The sequence below is a fragment of the Tessaracoccus massiliensis genome (genome assembly GCF_000826065.2).
In the GTDB taxonomy this organism is placed as follows: Bacteria; Actinomycetota; Actinomycetes; order Propionibacteriales; family Propionibacteriaceae; genus Arachnia; species Arachnia massiliensis_A.
The window spans coordinates 19,344-38,194 of sequence record NZ_LN623539.1 but is presented as its reverse complement, the minus strand read 5'-3'; the positions used below and the strand labels follow the sequence as shown (position 1 = coordinate 38,194).

Sequence of the window (18,851 nt, the reverse complement as noted above, 5' to 3'; positions counted from 1 at the left end):
GATCAACCAGCGTGCTCAACCGGCGATCACAACGCGATGTCGAGGGCCTTCCAGTCGATGCCCTCGGGCGACAGGGCCAGCACGGAGGCGAGCAGGCCCTGGCGGGCGGCACGCACAGCTTGGTCCTCCGCGTTGACGAGGATGTCGTCGAAGAACGTGGCGGCAGCCGCCGCGACCGGCGCGGTGCGGGTCAGCACCTCGCCGACGGGCTGCGCGGGCGTGTCCGCGGGCACAGCCTCCAGAGCCTCCCTCAACGCGACCTCGGCGGGCTCGCTCACCTTCGACGCGTCGTAGCACGCCTCGACCCCCTCGGGGAGGATGCGGGCGATGCGCACGTTGGTGGCCACCAGATCACGGAGTTCCTGGCTGTCCGAGGCCGCGCTGAGCTCCGAGAGGAGGCGCGCGGCGCGGCCGGGGGCGTCGGCGGCAGGCAGGATCGCCTGGACCAGGGCGGCCGGCGTGCCCTCGTCGCGCAGCAACTGTGCGAAGCGACCGATGGTGAACTCCAGCGCGGAATCGACGGCGTCCTCGGCCACGTCGACGCCCTGCTCAGCCAGACGCGCGACGGCGTCCTCGAGCCCGGCGCGCACGGTCAGGCGCTCCAGCGGGGTGCCGGCGGACTCGCGCAGGATGCGCACCACGCCCAGCGCCGCGCGGCGCAGGCCGAACGGGTCCGACGAGCCGGTGGGCTTGGCGCCCAGCGCGAACATGGCGGCCAGCAGATCGAAGCGGTCGCCCAGCGCCAGCAGCGCGCCCGGCACGGAGGCGGGCACCGCATCGGCGGAGGTGTGCGGCTGCTCCATCTCGAACAACGCATCCGCCACGGACTGGCTCTCGCCCTTGCGTACGGCGTACTCACGGGCGATGAAGCCGGCCAGGGAGCTCATCTCGACCACCATCTGGGTGGCCAGGTCGAACTTGGCGAGCTGCCCTGCGCGGGCGAGCGTCTCGCGATCCGCGCCGTCGATGCCGAGGCGGGCTGCCAGCTTGCCGGCCACGTCCGCGATGCGGCGCGCACGCATGCCCACCGAGCCGAGGCGATCCTCGAACGTCAGCTTGTCGAGGCCCGGAACGAAGGCCTCCACCCCGCCCTCGGCCTCGAGATCTGCGTTCCAGAAGAACAGCGCATCCTCGTAGCGGGCGCGGATGACCGATTCGTTGCCGGCGCGCACCACGTCGTCGTCGCACAGGCCGTTGGCCATCGTGACGAAGTGCGGGGCGAGCTTCCCGTCGCGGTAGACGGGCAGGTAGCGCTGGTGCTTGCGCATGACGGCGGTTAGGATCTGCTCGGGGAGTTCCAGGTAGCGGGCGTCGAAGTTGCCCAGCACGCCGTGGGGGTCCTCCACGAGGTTGGTGATCTCGTCGATGACGGCGGCCTCGGCCTCCACGTCGATGGAGCCGTCCACGCCGCGGGCGAGGGTGTTCGCCTGCTCGACGACGGAGGCGCGGCGGGCCTCGGTGCTGAGCTGGACGTGCCCGGCCTCGATGGTGGTCAGCAGTTCACCGGCGGAGGCAACCTCGACGTGGCCGACGAGGGCGCCGTCTGAACGCTTGCCGTCCTCCTCGCCCTTGACGGGGCGCTGCAGGTAGGTGGTGCGGCCCGCGGTGAGGCCGGAGACGGTCACCGGCACCACTTCGGTGCCCCACAGCGCCACCAGCCAGCGGATGGCGCGCGAGAACGACAGGTCTGCGTCGTTCCAGCGCATGTTCTTCTCGGCGCGCAGCCCGACGACGATCGAGGCGATGGCCTCGCCGGCGACGGTGAGCACGTCGCGGCCGGCGACATTGACGCGGACGGCGGCGTGCTCGTTGCCGCCGATCTCGGCGCGCACGATCTGGCTGGCGTCGGCCTTCTGGCCGCGCATGAAGCCCTCGAGCGCCTTGGTGGGGTTGCCGTCGGCGTCGAAGGCGGCGGACCACTTGGGGCCCTTGCGCAGTTGCTCGGCGTCGGGCTCGCGGGCGGCGACGCCGTCGACCACCGCGACGATGCGGCGGGGCGTGCCGTCAACGGTGATCTCGCCGTGGGTGAGGCGGCTGGCGGCCAGCTTCTCCGTCAGCGCCATGCGCACCGCGACGACGGTCTGCGGCACGACGTGCGGGGGCAGTTCCTCGACGCCGATCTCGAAGGCGAGCGTCTGCGGCTCGTCGGAGAGTGGACTCGGTCGGGAGGCTTCAGGGGTTTCGACACGCGCCGGCGACTCCGTCGCTGGGCGCGGCTCAACCAGCGTCCCATCTTCAGCCGGCGAGTCTTCGCGCATGAGGGGGAAGCCGAGTTCCTCGCGGCGCTCGATCCACAGGGCGGCGGTGTCGCGCATCAGGCGGCGCATGGTCGCGAACGCCTTGGCGCGCTCCGTGGTGGAGATCGCGCCGCGGGCGTCCATCACGTTGAACGCGTGGCTGGACTTGAGGATGTAGCCGTGCGCGGGCACGGGGAGGCGGGCCTCCACCATGCGGGTGGCCTCCGAGACGTAGGTCTCGTACAGGCGACGGTTGGCGTCGACATCGGCGTCGTCAAGGTAGTAGCGGCTCATCTCGTACTCCTGCTGGCCGAAGGCCTCGCCGTACGTGACGGGCCTGCCGTCAGCGGCGATGGAGTAGACGATGTCCTTGAAGTGCGTCACGCCCTGCTGCGCCATCAGGATGCGCTCCACGCCGTAGGTGAGCTCCACGGGGATGGGGTCGAGGTTCTGGCCGCCCACCTGCTGGAAGTAGGTGAACTGCGTGATCTCCATGCCGTCGAGCCACACCTCCCAGCCGAGGCCCCAGGCACCGATGGCCGGCTGCTGCCAGTTGTCCTCGACGAATCGCACGTCGTGGGCGGAGAGGTCGATGCCGAGGGCCTCAAGGGAGCCGAGGTACAGCTCCTGCGGGTCTCCGGGCTCCGGCTTCAGGATCACCTGGAACTGGGTGTGCATCTGCAGACGGTTGGGGTTCTCGCCGTAGCGCGAATCGTCCGGGCGCACCGACGGCTCCACATAGGCCACGTCCCACGGCTCGGGCCCGAGCACGCGCAGCACGGTGGCCGGGTTCATCGTGCCGGCACCGACCTCGGTGTTGAACGGTTGCCACGTGAGGCAACCCTTCGAGGTCCAGTAGTCGGACAGGCGGCGGAGGGCATCTTGCATGGTCAGCACCACGTCATGTTATCCGCTCCCGCTGGATAGGGAGACACGGCCTAGTCTGGATGCCATGAAGGTTGTCATCCCCAGCACGTATCCAGGTAGCGAGCCCAGCTTCGACGGCGTGGACGTCGTCGTCGTCCCCCACGACCAGCCGGTGCCCGAGGAACACCTCGACGCCGAGGTGCTGGTCGCGTGGCAGCAGCCCACGGCGGTATTCGAGGACGCGGCGCGTCGGATGGGCCGGCTGAAGTTGGTGCAGGGGCTGGCCGCCGGGCCGGACAACGTCGTCGCCGCCGGTTTCGCAGACGGCGTGACCATCGCCAGCGGCGTCGGCCTGCACGACGTCACTGTGGCCGAGCACGCGTTGGCGCTGAGCCTCGCGCTGGTGCGGTTCCTCCCGTTGGCGCTGGCCAACCAACAGGAACGGACGTGGGACCACCACCTGGGCGGCGCCGTCTCGGAACGGGGCGACGACGGGCGCATCGTCACGCTCAGGGGCGCGAAGGTCACCATCTGGGGCTTCGGCTCCATCGGCTCGACGCTGGCGCCGCTGCTGTCGTCCTTGGGGGCGGCGGTCACCGGGGTCGCCCGCAGCGCCGGGGAGCGGCACGGCTACCCGGTGGTCACCGACGAGCAACTGCCCGAGGTGCTGGCCGAGACAGATCTGCTGATCATGATCCTGCCCAGCGGGGACGCGACGGCGAAGTCGCTCAACGCTGAGCGGCTGGCGCAACTCAAGGATGGCGCCCTGCTGGTCAATGTCGGCCGCGGCACCACCGTCGACGAGGAGGCGCTGTTGGAGTCGCTGCGCTCGGGGCACCTGGCCGCGGCGGCGCTGGACGTGACCGCCACCGAGCCGCTGCCGGAGTCGTCGCCGCTGTGGGGCGAGCCGAATGTGCTGATCACCCCGCACGTGGCCAGCGACCGGCCGCAGGGCGCCACCGAGTTCCTGGGCGGGCAGTTGAAGGCGCTCGCAGCCGGAGATCAGCTACGCAACGTGCTTCGCTGAGCCTGCCACTGGTTGCGCCGCCCGCCTCGTGGGGCCACGATTGACCAGTGACCTCCGCCCCTGCTCAGCGTGTTGACCTGACGAAGTTCGCGTGGCTGTCGATCGCCGCCGCGCTCGTCACCATCGCCCTCAAGGCGGGTGCGTGGTGGGTCACCGGCTCGGTGGGTCTGCTGTCCGACGCGGCGGAATCGGTGGTCAACCTCGTGGCCGCCGGCGTGGCGTTGTACGTACTGAGGGTCGCCGCGCGCCCGGCGGACAAGAACCACCACTTCGGCCACTCCAAGGCCGAGTACTTCTCCTCCGCGGTGGAGGGGATCATGATCTTCGTCGCGGCCGCGGCCATCCTCGTCTTCGCGATCCGCCGCCTGCTCGACCCGCAACCCATCGAGCAGGTGGGCCTGGGCCTGGCCATCTCCGCCGTGGCCGCCGCGGTCAACGGTGCCGTGGCATTCGTGCTGATGCGCGCGGGAAAGCAGCACAACTCCATCACACTGCGCGCCGACGCCAAGCACCTCTACACCGACCTCATCACGACGGCGGGCGTCATCGTCGGCGTCGTCCTCGTGGCGTTGACCGGCTGGAACTGGCTGGACCCGGTCATCGCCATCGGCGTGGGCCTCAACATTCTGTGGACCGGCTGGCGGCTGGTGATGGAGTCGACCTCAGGGCTGATGGACGAGTCGCTGCCGAAGGAGACCAACGACCGGCTGCGGGAGATTCTGGCGGCGGCGACGGCGGGCGACGAGATGGCGTTCCATGCGTTCCGCACCCGCGTCTCCGGCGCCCGGGCCTTCATGGACTTCCACCTGCTGGTGCCCGGCGCCTGGTCCGTGCAGGAGGGCCACGACGCGTTGGAGGACCTGGTCGAAGAGATCAGGGAGGAGTTCCCGGACCTCCTCGTGCTGGGACACCTCGAGCCCATCGAGGACCCCCGCAGCTACGAGGACGAGAACCTCATCTGAGCGGTCCCTCAGAGTGGGGTTGAGGTGCCAGATCGGCTGCGGGGGTTTCGACACGGTCGCGCCCCTCGTTCCTCGGGGGCGACCGGCTCAACCAGCGCGGTCAGAGGCGGCGGGCGGGGCCGCCGGGGCGGGTGACGATCGTCGAGGCTGTCTCGGCGACGTCGGGGAACTCGCCCACGTAGGCGCTGAGCCACTTCTCGGCGAACGCCTCAGCCTCGCTGGTCCTGACCAGCGCCCAGACGGAGCCGCCGAAGCCTGCGCCGAAACCGGCCGAGGCGGTGGCGCCGAGCTCGCGGGCCAGGGCCTGGAGGCGGTTGGTCTCCGGGATCTGGTTGCCCAACTGCTCGTCGGCGTTGCGCTGCGACAGGTCCGCCGCCTTACCGAAGGCCTCGAAGTCGCCCGCCTTGAGCCCCTTGACGGCCTGCGGAATGGCGACCTCGGATTCGGTGACGAACGCCGTCAGGCGCTTGGTGAGCGCCTCATCGGAGGCTGCGATCGAGCGGAGCCCCTCCAACGCATCGGCATCCGAGGCCAGCGCATCTGCCAGGACGGCGTCCTCACGGCCGGTGGCGTCGTTCCAGCGCTCCGCGAGTTCGCGGGCCCGCAGCGAGGCGTTGTTGTACGACTCGAGCGCCGCGCCGGTCTTCTCCGCCAGCACGCCGGAGACGGCCACCACGAACGACCACTCGGCGGGCAGGTCGACGGACTCGCCCTCCTCGATGGGGCAGAACGTGAACTCGGTCAGCTTGCCCTCGTGGCAGCACAGCATCGCCGTGTGATCCTCCGAGCCGCCGAACGTGCCCACGCCGCGCAGGCCCTCAAGCGTGCCGAACGTGAGACCGTTCTCCATCGTGGCCATGTAGCCGGCCAGGTCGATGTCGTCGTGGACGTTGGCCTTCCACTCTTCGCGCTCGCGGATGTCGTTGTGGTCGATGATCGACAGCGCCACCGCCACCACCAGCGCCGACGACGAACTCATGCCCGAGGCCAGCGGCAGGTTGGAGTCGATGATCAGGCGGGCGGGCTTCAGCTCACCGAAGTTGAGGTGCAGCCTGTCGATGGTAGCCTGCACGTAGTTGCCCCAGTGGCCCTTCGGGAGGCCCGACGGGGTGCCCGGGGTGAGATGCAGTTCACCCTCCACCGCCGTCGTGGAGGCGTAGATGCCCTCGTCGGCGTCCTCCAAGGTGATGGTGATGCCGCGGTCCACGGCAGCCAGCAGTGACCGGCCGCCGGCGTAATCGGTGTGTTTGCCGAGCACCTCGAGGCGGCCGGGGACGAACCACCTCACAGGCGGGCCTCGCTGTCACCCAGGGCTGCGACGACGGACTCGATGTCCTTGCGGTTGCTGAGGTCCAGCACGCCGACGTCGGCCTTGACCACCGCGTACGGGTCGCCGTGGTCGATGGCGTAGCGCACCGCGTCGGTGATCTCGTACTCGCCGCGGGCGGACTTCGGGATGGCCTTGGCGGCGTCGAAGATCGCGGGCGTGCACAGCCAGCAGTTCATGGAGATGACCGCGTCGTCGCCGAGGCGGTCGATGGTCTCCTGGTCCGGCTTCTCGACGAGTTCCTTGAGGTTGCCCTCCTCGTCTGCCGTGGCCAGCGCGAAGGCGGCGATCCGCTCCGGGGCGATGTTCGACTTGTTCAGCATGCCGTCGCGGGTGAAGCCCACCAGCGCGGAGCCGGGGACGTCCTTGAGCAGTTCAAGAGCCTCGGCGGGGTAGTAGTTGTCCGAGTTGATCACCAGGATGCGCTCGTCGCCGGCGAACTCCTCCGCGGCCAGGACGGCGTTGGCGGTGCCGAGGGGCTCCTCCTGGATGGCGTAGGAGACGGTGACGCGCTGCTTGTCGATGTTGTCGTAGTAGTCGCGGATCATGTCGTGCTCGGGGCCGATGACCAGACACACGTCGGTGAAGCCGGCATCAGCCAGCGCCGTCATCACGTGATCCAGGAACGGCCGGCCGACGGAGATCATCGCCTTGACGCCGGCGTCTGCGGCCTTGGACTGTTCTTCGCTGAGGTCCACGCCCTCAGCTTCCTTGCGCATGCGGGTACCCAGCCCGCGGGCCAGAATGACTGCCTTGTGAGGTGCCTCGTAGCTCATGTCACCCACCCTATTCCCCTCAGCGGGTGAGGTGCGAGCGGGTCAGCCGATGTGGCGAACGGCGGTGCGCAGAATCAACGCCATGGACACGGCTCCCGGGTCGATGATGCCCACGGAACGGTCCGCCTTCAGCGCGGCACGCCCCCTGCGGGCCACCATGTCGACGGTGGCGTCGCGCCCCGCCTCCGCGGCATCAGCCGCCCTGGCGAGGGCGGAGGTCATGTCCTCACCCGCCGCGGGGGATGCCTCCAACGATTCGGCGGCCGGCAGCAGCGCGTCGACCATCGTCTTGTCCCCGGCCTGCGCCTTGCCGCGGGCGATGACACCGTCGACGCCCGCGCGGACCGCCCGTGCGATACCGGCGGTGGTCAACGACGGATCCCACGCGGCGCCGGCGCGGAGGAAGAACGTGCCGAACAGTGGCCCGGAGGCGCCGCCCACGTTCTGCACCAGGGCCATGCCCACGTGGCGCAGCGCATCGGCTGCGCGGGTGTTCTGATTGAGGTCGAGGGTCTCGGCGGCCGCGAAGCCGCGCCGCATGTTCGTTCCGTGGTCGCCGTCGCCCAACTCCTTGTCGAGCTCATCGAGCTCATCGGTACGGGCAGCAAACTCACGCGAACAATCGAGCAGCCACTGGGCCACCACCTTCACGCCATCCGGCACGGGTCCTCCTCAACTCAGACGATCGGCGGTGATTGTACGCATCCCAGGTGAACGCTCAACGCAGGCCGCGCAGGAAATCCTCATCGTCATCAGGGGCGCGGTAGCCGCGCACCTGCGGCTGGTTCTTCACCGGCCGGCCCAGGGTGAGCCACGCGACAGGGCCCACGACGGGCAGCACGATGACGGCAAAGGCCCAGAGCCAGCGCGGCATGGCGCGCACCTTGTAGCCGCGAGACTGAGCCACCTCGACCACGCAGTACACGGTGAGCATCACCACGGCGATGATCAGCAGAACCCTAGGCATGGCCTGAGTCTACCCGGCGCCCCGGGCGCGCCGATAAGGTGGCCGGATGCACGAGCTCATCGGGTCGGTCGCCACCCTCCTCGACGGCGGCCCGGGCCTGTGGCTCGCGCCCGGCGAGGGCGCCGCGCCGGAGGGCTGCGCTGTCGTCGCCACCTCCGGTTCCACCGGGGACGCCAAGCTGGTGGTGCTGCACCGCGACGCGCTCGCCGCCGCCGCGCGAGCCGCCACCGAGCGGCTCGGGTTCACCGCCACCTGGCACCTCACGCTCGCGCCCCAGTACGTGGCCGGGCTGATGGTGCTGGTCCGCGGCCATCTGGGCGACGGGGTGCGCACCGCATCCTCGGATCTCACCGATCTCGAACCCGCCCCTGGGCGCAACTGCGTCTCGATCGTCGCCACGCAGTTGTACCGGGCGCTGGAGGCGCCCTCGACGACGGCGACCCTGGCCCGCTTCGACGCCGTGCTCGTGGGCGGGGCCGCACTGCGCCCCGAAATGCGGACGCGCGCCGAGGGCGCCGGGATCCGCGTGATCGAGACCTACGGCATGAGCGAGACCTGCGGCGGCGTCGTGTGGGACGGCGTGCCGCTGCCGGGCGTCGAAGTGACGCTGGGGGAGCACGGCCGCGTGCAGCTCGACGGGCCCACTGGCCATATCGTCACCAACGACCGGGCGCATTGGGAGGGGGAGCGGCTGGTGATCGACGGGCGGATCGACGACGTGGTGATCAGCGGGGGCGTCAACGTGGATCTCGCGGAGGTCCGCCGGGCCGTGCTCGCCGTCGAGCAGGAGGCCGAGGTGCTGGCCGTCGAGGATCCGGAGTGGGGTGCGCGTGTCGTGCTGTTCGCGCCCGGGGGCACGCTGCAGGAGTGGCGCGACAGGCTCCGCGAGGTGCTGCCGGCGGCAGGGCTGCCGCGGCAGCTGGTCACCGTGGCGCGGTTGCCCCGCACCGGCGGTGGCAAGCCGGACCGGAAATCTCTTCTACAGTTGGTTCAATCATGAACGACTCCCTCTCCATCTGGGTGGCCGGCGCGCGCCCCCGCACCCTCCCCGCAGCCGTCGCCCCCATCCTCGCCGGAGCCGCCTCGGCTGCCGCGCTGGGCCGCTACCACTGGGGCATCGCGGCGCTGTGCATGGTGGTGGCGCTGGCACTGCAGGTGGGCGTCAACTACGCCAACGACTACTCCGACGGCGTGCGCGGCACCGACGACGACCGCGTGGGCCCCACCCGGCTCACCGCCTCCGGGCTCGCCTCGCCGGGAGCCGTCAAGCGGGCCGCGTTCCTGTCCTTCGGCGTGGCCGCCGTCGCCGGCCTGGCGATCGTGGCGCTGAGCGGCCACTGGTGGCTCCTCATTCTCGGCGCGCTGTGCATCGTGGCGGCCTGGTTCTACACCGGCGGCAAGCGGCCCTACGGCTACCTCGGCCTGGGCGAGGTGATGGTCTTCGTGTTCTTCGGGTTGGTCGCCACTGTGGGCACCACCTACGTCATCGCCGACGCGGCGCCGCTGCACGCCTGGCTCGCCGGCGCCGCCGTCGGGGCACTCGCCAGCGGCATCCTGGTGGCCAACAACCTGCGCGACATCCCCACGGACCGGCTCACCGGCAAGATGACGCTGCCCGTGCGCCTGGGGGACCGCAACACCCGCCTCTTCTACCTGGCGCTGGCCGTGCTCACGGTGGCCGCGGTCATCGGCTTCGCGGCGCTGACCAGTTGGTGGGCGCTGGTGGCGCTGCTGGCCATCGGCCTGCTGATCGAGCCGCTGCGCCGTGTGCTTGGCGGCGCCAACGGACGCGGCCTGATCCCGGTGATCCAGTCCACCGGGTTCGCCGAGATCGGCATCGGCCTGGGCCTCCTCGTCGGGATCTACCTGGCATGAAGCTGCACGTCTACGACATCCCCCTGACCGTCGTCTTCCGCGGCATCACGCGGCGCAGCGGCATCCTCTTCGAGGGTCCCGCCGGCTGGGGGGAGTGGAGCCCGTTCCCCGAGTACGACGACGCCGAGGCGACCGCCTGGCTCCGCGCCGCCGTCGAGATGGCGGAAGTCGGCTACCCGGAACCGGTGCGCGGCGAGGTGCCGGTCAACGGCATCGTGCCGGGCCTGCCACCGGCGGAGGCAGCGGAGCGCGCGGTCGCCTCCGGTTGCGGCACGCTGAAGATCAAGGTCGCGGCGAAGGGGGAGTCGCTCGACGACGACATCGCCCGGGTCGCCGCCGTGCGCGATGCCGTCCCCGGCGCGAGCCTCCGCGTGGACGCCAACGGCGGTTGGAGCCTCGACGCAGCGGCCGACGCGCTGCGGGAACTTGAGCAGTACGGGCTCGAGTACGCGGAGCAGCCCTGCGCCACCGTCGACGAGCTCGCCGCGCTGCGGGCCATGGACCTCGGCACCCCCATCGCCGCCGACGAGTCCATCCGCCGCGCGGCCGACCCGTTCCTGGTTAAACAGGACGGCGCCGCCGATGTCGCCGTGCTGAAGGTGCAGCCCCTCGGCGGGGTCCGCGCCTGCCTCCGCCTGGCCGAGGAGCTCGGCATGCCGGTGGTGGTCTCCAGCGCCGTCGAGACGTCCGTGGGTCTGCGTGCAGGGGTGGCACTGGCCGCCGCGCTGCCGCAGTTGCCCTTCGCTTGCGGGCTGGAGACGGCGCGGCTGCTGGCCGGCGACGTCACCGCGGATCCATTCTTCCCTGTCGACGGCATGCTGCCGGTGCGCCCCGTTACGGTGGAGCCCGCGCTGCTGGAGGAGTATGCGGCGGGCCCGGAGCTCACCAGATTCTGGCTGGAGCGATGGGAGAGGGCGCAATGAGCAGCATCCACCTGGGCAGCACCATCATCGACGCGCTGATCAGCATGGGAACCCGCGACGTCGTGCTCGCCCCCGGTTCCCGCAGCGCCGCGCTGGCGCTGGCAGCTGACCGTGCGGACCGGGCGGGCGTGCTGCGGCTGCACGTCCGGGTCGACGAACGGGTCGCCGCGTTCACCGCACTCGGCCTCGCGAAGGCCGGGCAACGGCCCGTCGCGGTCATCACCACCTCCGGCACCGCCGTGGCCAACCTCGCACCCGCCGCGATGGAGGCCCGCAACTCCGGCATTCCGCTGGTGTTCGTCACCGCGGACCGCCCCGCGCACTTCGTAGGCACGGGCGCCAGCCAGACCGCCGATCAGTTGGGCGCCCTGGGCCCGTCCGCACTGGGCGTCATCCGGCTGTCGTCCGAATCCGGCGACGCCGCGGCCTGGGCCGCCGGCGTGCACCGAGCCGTCGTGCTCGCCGCGGGTCACCGCACCCGCCAGCCCGGCCCCGTCCAGCTCAACGCGGAGTTCGCCGCACCCCTGGTGGGCGAGCTGCCCGCGCCCGCCGAATGGCCCCTGCTCGTCAGCCCGAGCCAGCCAGGCGTCGCCCATCGGGCGGAGCGGCCGCTGCGCACCGTCGTGCTCGCCGGCGACGCGCCGCCCGAGATGGGTGCCGAAGCCCGCAGGGTCGCCGAGGCGGCGGGCGCGCCGCTGGTGGCAGAGCCCACCTCCAACGCGCGAGGCGGCGGCTGCGCCATCGCCGGGTACCGGGATCTCCTCGGCACGCTCGGCGCGGAGATCGAGCGGGTGGTCGTCTTCGGTCACCCCACGCTGTCGCGTCCGGTGACCGCCCTGCTCAGCCGGCCTGACGTCGAGTTGATCATCGTCAGCCCCACCGCTGCCTGGCCGGACCCCGGGCACCGCGCCGTCGTCGTGGCGGACGCGGTGGAGGTGCCGGAACAGGACGAGGCGTGGCTCGCGCGGTGGCGCGCCGCCGATGCCGCCACCGTGGGGGAGGGCTTCACGCAGCGCCACGTGGCGCAGGCGGTGCTCGGCTCCCTCGACGGTGGGCACGACCTGGTGCTCGGCTCCAGTTCCATCATCCGCGTCGCAGACGCGCTACCCGTGGCCGACGACTCCCCGCGCCTGTTCGCCAACCGCGGCGTCGCGGGGATCGACGGCACCATCGCCACCGCCACCGGCATCGCCCTGGCCGACGCCCGCCCCACCACCGTGCTCATCGGGGACCTCACCGTGCAGCACGACCTCGGCGCCCTGGTGCGGCCCACGCTTGAACCGTGGCCCGGGCTGCGCGTCGTGGTGGCCGACGACGACGGCGGGTCGATCTTCCACACCCTGGAACAGGGCGCGCCCGATTACGCGGACAGCTTTGAGCGGGTCTTCGGCACCCCGCAGGGCCTGGACCTCGTCGCTGTCGCCGCGGCGATGGGCTGGCGCGCGGTTCGCGTGGCGACCGCCGAGGACCTGGGCGACGCCCTGCGCAGCGACGCCGACTTCATCGTCGCCACCGTCACCCGCCCCGGTCTCTGAGCGTGCCGTTGGCTGGTCCCTGAGCGTGCCGTGGTCACCCACACCCAGCTTGGCCCGCCCTGACAGGCGGACTCGAGACCACACCCGTGGCGCAACGAGCTCAGGTGACATCCTGCGCGGTGAGCCAGTTGCGCACCGCAAGGGTGGCGCGTACGTCATCCTCGTTGTAGTCGAGCACCCGCTGGCGGGCGCAGCCGCGCACCTCGTCGGTCCCACCGTGCACCGCCTCGCTGAACCACGTCTGCGAGGCCAGGCCGCCGGGCTCCTCGTCGCGCCAACTGAAGCCGGCCCCGCGGGTGGCGACCACCTTGAGCCCTAACCCGTCGACGCCGACGAAGTTGTCGCGCACGAAGCCGAACAGGTCCGTGAAGTGGTCCCGGACCAGCTCGACGGCGGCCAGTAGGGCGGGGTTGTCGCTGCGCTCCGCGATCCGGCGCAGATGCACCGTCTCGTAGTCGCTGTAGTGGAATACCTGCAGGCCCGGGTGCTCCCGCACCATGCCGATCAGCCACTGCGCGAACTCGGCGGCCAGTTCGGCCTCGGATTCCGGCGTCAACGGCTCGAAGCGGCTGAAGTGCTCGAAGCGCGATCCCTCGTCATCCGTGATCAGCACGCCCCACAGGTAGACCGAGCCGTCGTCCGCGGTCTCGATGTCGAGGTCCACCTCGACGGGGGCGCGCGGCACCCCGATGGGCTCGACGCTGACCCGCTCCAGCTCGACACCCTTGGCCAGCATGCGGGCCCGGCGGGCCGCCTGGCGCAGCCGGTGCTCCGAGCGGTCCCGGTGCTGCGTGAGGGGGAGGTACTGCGGCAGGATCGCGTCGATATCCGCCTCGGCCAGCTCCGCGACCGTGCGGATCCCCAGCCCCAGTAGCGTCTGCAACTCGCGCACGTCCAGGGGAGCCTTGGAGATGCGCAGCGACAGGTCGTCGTCGTCCATCTGCGGGCGGCACACCTGCCACCAGGCGCAGGACTCGCACTCCTTGACGCGGATGGGGCGCACCACGGGGGAGGGGTCGTCGTGCCCGGTGCGCTCCCGCGCATGCTCGGCCACGTAGACGCGGAAGCCGTGCTCGTGGTCGTAGCGCTCCAGCGGCGAGCGCTGCTTGTGCCCGGCCGTCTTCGAGTAGGTGCGGATGAACTTGGTGGTGAGGTTGACCCACGTGGCCGACGGCTCCGCATCTGCCTGCCTGTCGTCGCCGACGACGGCCACCAGCGGCTCCGACGACGCGAACCCGCAGGACTCCAACAACCGCCAGTGGTGGGCCAGCTCCAGCAGCGCGCCCTCGCGGTAAACGCGGAACCGTAGATCCGGCAACTCCTCCAGCGTGCCCACCTGCTGCAGCGTGGACGTCTGGAGTTGGGTGCTGCGCAGTTGCTTCTCGCGCACCCGGTAGGGCTTGACCTTCAGCGGCCAGTAGCCGGGGGTGCCGGCCTCGGTGTCCGTGCCGCGCACCAGCGCATCCGGGCGTCCGCTGCGATGCCCGTCGAGGTCCATCGGCAGCAGCCCGCCCAGGATGAGGGTCGCTCCCGCGCCCATCGCCTCCAGCGCGGCCCTGAGCCGCTCCTCGGGCGAGGCGCCGTCTGCGTGCATGCCGCGCAGGTCCACCACGCCGTCGGTCTGGGCGAGCTTCGCCAACACCGCGTCGCGGAAATCCGAACCGCCCTGGAACTGCTCGCGCAGCGACTCGTCGTGCGGCCGATCCGGCTGCGTGACCGTGGGATCGAAGGTGTGGAACGTCTTGACCGGGCAACTGCGCGCGGCGTAGGCGTCCAGCACGAAGCCGCTCATCAGCGCTTCCAGCCCCGGTGCAGCGCGACGATGCCCCCGGCGTGGTCCTGCCACTCGACGCCCTGCCATCCGGCCTCCATCATCAGCTCCGCCAGGCCGCGCTGATCCGGCCAGGCGAGGATGGACTCGGCCAGGTAGCCGTAGGCCACCGGGTTGCTGGACAGCTTCGCGATGCGGGGGAGCGCGGCCACCAGGTAATCGGTGTAGATGTGACGGAACAGCGGGTTGGTGGGGGTGGAGAACTCGGCGATCACCACGCGCCCGCCCGGCTTGGTCACCCGGTACATCTCCGCGATGGCATCGAGCGTGCGCTCCACGTTGCGCAGGCCGTAGGAGATGGTCACCGCGTCGAACGTCTCGTCCTGGAACGGCAGCGCGAGCGCATCTCCCGCCACGAAATCCAGCCCGGGCTGCTGCACGCGACCCTGCGCCAACATCCCCAGCGAGATGTCTGAGGGCACCACGTAGGCGCCGCGGGCGGCGAGCACCGCCGACGACGTGCCGGTGCCGGCGGCCAGGTCGAGGATGCGCTGGCCGGGCTGCGGATCGATGGCCTCGACGGTGGCGCGGCGCCACCTGCGGACCTGGCCCATGCTCAACACATCGTTGAACAGGTCATAGCGTTTGGCCACGCCGTCGAACATGGCGGCGACATCGCCCCGGCGCTTGTCGAGGGTGGCGCGACGGCCCGTCTCACTGTGCATTGCTTCACCCTAGCGCCGAGCCCCGACAGTTGCCGCGGGCGCCGGTTCGCCCCCGCTTCCGCGATGGTGGACAATGGCGGGCGTGGCTAAGAAAGATGTAGTGCTCCAGGTGGACAACCTCAAGAAGGGCTACGGCCCCGTGACCATCGTGGAGAACTTCTCCATGAAGGTGCACGCAGGGGAGGCTGTGGCGCTCACCGGGCGCAACGGCGCGGGCAAGTCCACCGTGCTGCGCTGCCTCGTCGGCGCCGACAGGCCGGACGAGGGCACCGTGACCGTGCGGGGCGTCAAGGTCTCCGAAACCAACCCGGACATCCGCCGCACCGTCGCCACCGTCATAGACGACCTCGACTTCTTCCCGGACCTCTCGGTCGTGGAACACCTCGACCTCCTCGCCCGGGCCCACGGCCTCCTTGAGCCCGACGAGCTCGTCGACGAGGTGCTCGAAGAGGTCCAGCTCGTGCCGCAGGCCGGCCAGTTGCCCTCCACCCTGTCCTCGGGCCAGCGCCGCCGCCTCGCCCTGGCCACCGCCTTCGTCCGCCCCCGCGAACTCCTCGTCCTCGACGAGCCGGAGCAGCGCCTCGACGTGGAAGGCGTCGCCTGGCTGGGCGAACGCCTCAAGGCGGACCTCGCCGGCGGGTTGGCCATCGTGCTGGCCAGCCACGAACCCGCCCTCCTCGAAGCCATCGGAGCCCGCTCCATCCGGCTGGGGGTCTGAGCCATGTCGGTCACCGGGGAACGCTTCGGCGAGATCGGCGTCGTCGACGAGAAGCAGCTCAAGCTGCTGATGAAGGACTGGCGCCGCGGCCGCGCAGACCGCAGCCTCATGCAGGCGCTGTCCGACGGCTACGTCATGGTCTTCAGCATCGTGCTCATCGGCGCCATGGTGATCTCCTCCATCGTGCGGGCCCAGCAGGTCGTCGCCGTGTGCGACACCGCCGGCTGCCTCGCCGCCCGCGGCCTCCTGCCCTGGGCCTCCGTGGCTGGCATCCTGGCCTCCACCCTGATCCTGTCGCGCATGTTCGGCCCCGTCGTCGCCTCCGCAGCGGAGGGCTTCTGGCTGATGGACGGCCCCACAGACCGACGGCGGCTGCTGGCCGGCCGACTGGTCGCCGCCATCGGCCTCGCCCTTGTGCTGGGGGCCCTGCTCGGCGCCCTTGTCGCTGCGCTGACCGGATCGCCCCTGCACGAGGTGGGTATCTGGGCGCTGGCCGGCGGCTTCGGCGCCGCCGGGTTGTTGGCCTTCGCCGCCGCCGAGCAGGGTCTGGACCGCCGCTGGATCGTCACCCTCGTGCAGTGGGTCATCGGCGCGGTCGCCATCGCCACCATGGTGCTGCTCGTCATCGGCGCCGCCGGCTGGATCGACCTCGGTGAGGCCCAACTGCTGGCCGTCGAACTCGCGTTCATCGTCGCCGGCGCCGGCCTGCTGCTGATGCTGGTGGCGGGATTCATCGCCCACCGCCGCCTCCGCGGCGTGCGCCGCAACCGCCTCACCGCCGGTGGCTCGCTGCTCAGCGGCCTCCAAGGTGCCGCCTTCGCGCTCGAGTTCGCCCTCATCCGCGACATCCTCATCGAGGCCAAGGCCCGCGAGCGCGGCCACGTGAAGCCCACCCGCGGCTCCGGCTCCGGCATGAACGCCCTGGTGATGCGCGACGTGCAACGCCTCTGGCGCCAGCCGCTGCCGCTACTGACGCTGGCCGCCACCGTCGTGGTGCCCTATGCCGTGCAGGCCCTGGGCCTGGCACAGCTCAACCCGCCCATCTCCGCCCTGGTGCTCGTCGCCGCGCTGGTTCCGTTCATGAACTCCCTGCGCGTGCTGACCCGCACCAAGGGCCTCCAACGCTGCTTCCCGTTCGACCCGGGCAAGGTCAAGCAGGCCGCCATGGTGGTCCCCGGCATCCTCGCGCTGCTGTGGGCCATCGCCGCGCTTCCCGCCTTCATGGGTGTGGGCGGCGGCATCGCCGCAGAACCGTTCGACGCGGCCTCAGCCGCCGTCGTCACCGGCGCCGCCGGCTTCCTCGGCGCGGTGCGCTGGGTCTCGGCCCGCCCGCCGGACTACTCCGGCCCCATCGTCGCCACTGGCCTGGGCGCCATGCCCCCCGGCCTGATGTTCTCGCTGCTGCGCGGCATCGACATGGTGGCCCTGGTCACCCTGCCCATCGTTCTGGGCTGGCCCGTGTGGATCTCCCTGGTCATCGGCCTGATCGCCTTCATGATCCTGCGCAGCGGCCTCGACCGCGAGCAGCTCATGGAGCAGCAGGAACTGCAGAAGAAGGCGTTGGAGGAGGAGAAGCGTCGCCGTGCCGGCGAGCTGCCCCCGAAGCAGAAGATCAAGGTCCAACGCAACCGCTGACCCGCTGGTTGAGCCCGCCCGCAGCGTGTTTGTGGCCTTGGCCTCCGCGCTCAGGGGCCGTTGAGGCCGAGGGCCTGGAGCATCGGGACGAACTTCGCCCCGGTCTCGGCCAACTCGGATTCGGGCGAGGAATCGGCGACGATCCCGGCGCCGGCGAACAGCTGGATCTCGTGCGGGTTCTCGGGCCGGACGTGGCCGCCGCGCAGGGCGATCGCCCATTCGCCGTCGCCGTCCTTGTCCACCCAGCCGACGGGGCCGGCGTAACGTCCCCGGTCCAGTGACTCCAACTCGGCGATGATGTCCAGCGCCAGGTGCGTGGGCGTGCCGCACACCGCGGCGCTGGGGTGCAGCGACGCGGCCAGAGTCAACGCGCTCGCCGCGCCGTCGACCACTCCGGTGATGTCGGTGGCCAGGTGCATCACGTTGGGCAGCTTCAGCACCGACGGCGCCTCGGGCACGTTCATCGCCTGGCAGTAGGGGGCCAGGGCCTGGGCGACGGAATCGACGGCGAACTCGTGCTCCGAGATGTCCTTCTGCGAGCGGGCCAGCTGCGTGGCCAGACGCAGTGGATCGGCGGTGTCCTCGTCGCTCCAGACGGTGCCGGCCAGCACGCGGGAGGTGACCAGCCCGCCCTGGCGGCGGACCAGCAGTTCCGGGGTTGCGCCGATCATGCCGTCGACCAGGTAGGTCCACGTCATGGGATAGGACTCCATGAGGCGCATCAGGATGTGGCGCAGGTCGAGGGGATCATCGGCGCGGGCTATGAGGTCCCGGGCCAGCACCACCTTGTGCACCTCGCCCTGCCTGATGAGGCCGACGGCCTCGGCGACGATGTCGGTCCACACGTCATCGGCCATCGAGCCGTCGGTGGTGGCGATGGCCTTCGGCCCCCGTGTCGGCTCGCCGGGGGAGGGGAGCGCGGCGCTGCTGTGGGCGTCGCCCAGCTTGGTCATCCAGGTGAGGCCTCCGCGGCGGCCGATGACCACCTCGGGCACGGACAGCACCGAGCGCTCTTCGGAGCGATCGGGGTCGAAAGTGAAGCTGCCCACGGCGATGGGCCCGGTGCCGAACTCATCGAGCATCTCGGAGTCGTGGTCGATCTGCGCGGAGATCTCGTCCCACCACACGTCGGCCGCCTCGAGGCGGTCGGTTTCGAAGCGGGCCACCTCGCCCAGCGCGACGAAACCCTCGCCACGGCGCAGGAATGCGGCGCTGGCGCCTGACTCCGGTAAGAACCGCTCGAGGGGTCCGGGGTCGTCGATAGCGACCGTCGTCGCACGCGTCCTCGCGTTCCCGAAGTCCAGAATCACCTTGCCGAGGATAGCCGTGGCGCCCTCGCGCGGCCACTCAGCGCCCCGAAAGGCTCCATTTGCCGCCCTGACGAAGCGCCTTGTCGGCGCTTAATTTGGCAACGCAGGCATGACCTAATAGGCCGGTCTGGTCTGGTTGGCCGAAACGTCCGGCCACCCCTAGACTGAGCCGGTATTAACCGTCGCAGCCGACAGG

The 18,851-nt window shown here is 70.9% G+C and carries 16 protein-coding genes; 8 read left to right on the top strand and 8 right to left on the bottom strand.

Annotation, left to right across the window (positions count from 1 at the left end):
• Nucleotides 1-26: 26 nt before the first annotated feature.
• Nucleotides 27-3,125: a glycine--tRNA ligase gene (locus tag BN1186_RS02035; RefSeq protein WP_246043225.1), complete on the bottom strand. Its 3,099-nt coding sequence runs from the start codon at nt 3,123-3,125 to the stop codon at nt 27-29.
• A 64-nt stretch (nt 3,126-3,189) separates the two neighbouring features.
• Between BN1186_RS02035 and BN1186_RS02030 the strand changes: the two genes are divergently transcribed.
• A complete protein-coding gene (locus BN1186_RS02030) occupies nt 3,190-4,131 on the top strand; it encodes an NAD(P)-dependent oxidoreductase (protein ID WP_040282102.1) in 942 nt (313 codons plus the stop codon).
• A 47-nt stretch (nt 4,132-4,178) separates the two neighbouring features.
• Nucleotides 4,179-5,093, top strand: a complete 915-nt coding sequence (locus BN1186_RS02025) for a cation diffusion facilitator family transporter (RefSeq protein ID WP_040282100.1) — start codon at nt 4,179-4,181, stop codon at nt 5,091-5,093.
• A gap of 100 nt (nt 5,094-5,193) precedes the next feature.
• Here BN1186_RS02025 and BN1186_RS02020 read toward each other — a convergent pair whose 3' ends face one another.
• Genes BN1186_RS02020 through BN1186_RS02005 form a run of 4 tightly spaced genes read right to left on the bottom strand, consistent with a single transcriptional unit; the run spans nt 5,194 to nt 8,163 of the window.
• Entirely contained in the window at nt 5,194-6,381 is a 1,188-nt protein-coding gene (locus tag BN1186_RS02020) for a GHMP family kinase ATP-binding protein (protein WP_040282098.1), read from the bottom strand.
• A complete protein-coding gene (locus BN1186_RS02015) occupies nt 6,378-7,196 on the bottom strand; it encodes a nucleotidyltransferase family protein (RefSeq protein WP_040282096.1) in 819 nt (272 codons plus the stop codon). The genes BN1186_RS02020 and BN1186_RS02015 overlap by 4 nt, the downstream gene beginning before the upstream one ends.
• Before the next feature lie 42 nt (nt 7,197-7,238).
• Nucleotides 7,239-7,859, bottom strand: coding sequence for a dihydroxyacetone kinase subunit DhaL (dhaL, locus tag BN1186_RS02010; protein WP_040282094.1), 621 nt, complete (start codon nt 7,857-7,859; stop codon nt 7,239-7,241).
• A gap of 55 nt (nt 7,860-7,914) precedes the next feature.
• A complete protein-coding gene (locus tag BN1186_RS02005) occupies nt 7,915-8,163 on the bottom strand; it encodes a PLD nuclease N-terminal domain-containing protein (protein WP_040282092.1) in 249 nt (82 codons plus the stop codon).
• Between the two features lie 46 nt (nt 8,164-8,209).
• Here BN1186_RS02005 and BN1186_RS02000 point away from each other — a divergent pair, with 46 nt between their 5' ends.
• The 4 genes from BN1186_RS02000 to menD are packed head-to-tail and all read left to right on the top strand — an operon-like array spanning nt 8,210 to nt 12,496.
• Nucleotides 8,210-9,163: an AMP-binding protein gene (locus tag BN1186_RS02000; RefSeq protein WP_040282090.1), complete on the top strand. Its 954-nt coding sequence runs from the start codon at nt 8,210-8,212 to the stop codon at nt 9,161-9,163.
• Entirely contained in the window at nt 9,160-10,038 is an 879-nt protein-coding gene (locus tag BN1186_RS01995; protein WP_040282088.1) for a 1,4-dihydroxy-2-naphthoate polyprenyltransferase, read from the top strand. The genes BN1186_RS02000 and BN1186_RS01995 overlap by 4 nt, the downstream gene beginning before the upstream one ends.
• A complete protein-coding gene (locus tag BN1186_RS01990) occupies nt 10,035-10,961 on the top strand; it encodes an o-succinylbenzoate synthase (RefSeq protein WP_040282086.1) in 927 nt (308 codons plus the stop codon). The genes BN1186_RS01995 and BN1186_RS01990 overlap by 4 nt, the downstream gene beginning before the upstream one ends.
• Entirely contained in the window at nt 10,958-12,496 is a 1,539-nt protein-coding gene (gene menD / locus BN1186_RS01985; RefSeq protein WP_052459664.1) for a 2-succinyl-5-enolpyruvyl-6-hydroxy-3-cyclohexene-1-carboxylic-acid synthase, read from the top strand. The genes BN1186_RS01990 and menD overlap by 4 nt, the downstream gene beginning before the upstream one ends.
• 100 nt (nt 12,497-12,596) lie before the next feature.
• Here the strand turns inward: menD and BN1186_RS01980 are convergent, their stop codons facing one another.
• A complete protein-coding gene (locus BN1186_RS01980; RefSeq protein WP_040282084.1) occupies nt 12,597-14,288 on the bottom strand; it encodes a TM0106 family RecB-like putative nuclease in 1,692 nt (563 codons plus the stop codon).
• Entirely contained in the window at nt 14,288-14,992 is a 705-nt protein-coding gene (locus tag BN1186_RS01975) for a demethylmenaquinone methyltransferase (RefSeq protein ID WP_040282082.1), read from the bottom strand. The genes BN1186_RS01980 and BN1186_RS01975 overlap by 1 nt, the downstream gene beginning before the upstream one ends.
• A 73-nt stretch (nt 14,993-15,065) precedes the next feature.
• Here BN1186_RS01975 and BN1186_RS01970 point away from each other — a divergent pair, with 73 nt between their 5' ends.
• Both BN1186_RS01970 and BN1186_RS01965 read left to right on the top strand, forming a co-directional pair.
• Nucleotides 15,066-15,710, top strand: a complete 645-nt coding sequence (locus BN1186_RS01970; protein ID WP_139650758.1) for an ABC transporter ATP-binding protein — start codon at nt 15,066-15,068, stop codon at nt 15,708-15,710.
• A 3-nt stretch (nt 15,711-15,713) separates the two neighbouring features.
• Entirely contained in the window at nt 15,714-17,345 is a 1,632-nt protein-coding gene (locus BN1186_RS01965; protein ID WP_040282080.1) for a DUF6297 family protein, read from the top strand.
• Between the two features lie 50 nt (nt 17,346-17,395).
• Here the strand turns inward: BN1186_RS01965 and BN1186_RS01960 are convergent, their stop codons facing one another.
• Nucleotides 17,396-18,655 carry an isochorismate synthase gene (locus tag BN1186_RS01960; RefSeq protein WP_040282079.1) on the bottom strand — a complete coding sequence of 420 codons (1,260 nt, stop codon included), beginning with the start codon at nt 18,653-18,655 and terminating at the stop codon, nt 17,396-17,398.
• Between the last annotated feature and the right edge of the window lie 196 nt (nt 18,656-18,851).

Coding starts and splice junctions, on each gene's coding strand:
- BN1186_RS02035 (WP_246043225.1), bottom strand. CDS start 3,125: ATGCAAGATGCCCTCCGCCGCCTGTCCGACTACTGGACCTCGAAGGGT.
- BN1186_RS02030 (WP_040282102.1), top strand. CDS start 3,190: ATGAAGGTTGTCATCCCCAGCACGTATCCAGGTAGCGAGCCCAGCTTC.
- BN1186_RS02015 (WP_040282096.1), bottom strand. CDS start 7,196: ATGAGCTACGAGGCACCTCACAAGGCAGTCATTCTGGCCCGCGGGCTG.
- BN1186_RS02005 (WP_040282092.1), bottom strand. CDS start 8,163: ATGCCTAGGGTTCTGCTGATCATCGCCGTGGTGATGCTCACCGTGTAC.
- BN1186_RS02000 (WP_040282090.1), top strand. CDS start 8,210: ATGCACGAGCTCATCGGGTCGGTCGCCACCCTCCTCGACGGCGGCCCG.
- BN1186_RS01995 (WP_040282088.1), top strand. CDS start 9,160: ATGAACGACTCCCTCTCCATCTGGGTGGCCGGCGCGCGCCCCCGCACC.
- BN1186_RS01990 (WP_040282086.1), top strand. CDS start 10,035: ATGAAGCTGCACGTCTACGACATCCCCCTGACCGTCGTCTTCCGCGGC.
- menD (WP_052459664.1), top strand. CDS start 10,958: ATGAGCAGCATCCACCTGGGCAGCACCATCATCGACGCGCTGATCAGC.
- BN1186_RS01980 (WP_040282084.1), bottom strand. CDS start 14,288: ATGAGCGGCTTCGTGCTGGACGCCTACGCCGCGCGCAGTTGCCCGGTC.
- BN1186_RS01975 (WP_040282082.1), bottom strand. CDS start 14,992: ATGCACAGTGAGACGGGCCGTCGCGCCACCCTCGACAAGCGCCGGGGC.
- BN1186_RS01970 (WP_139650758.1), top strand. CDS start 15,066: ATGGCGGGCGTGGCTAAGAAAGATGTAGTGCTCCAGGTGGACAACCTC.
- BN1186_RS01965 (WP_040282080.1), top strand. CDS start 15,714: ATGTCGGTCACCGGGGAACGCTTCGGCGAGATCGGCGTCGTCGACGAG.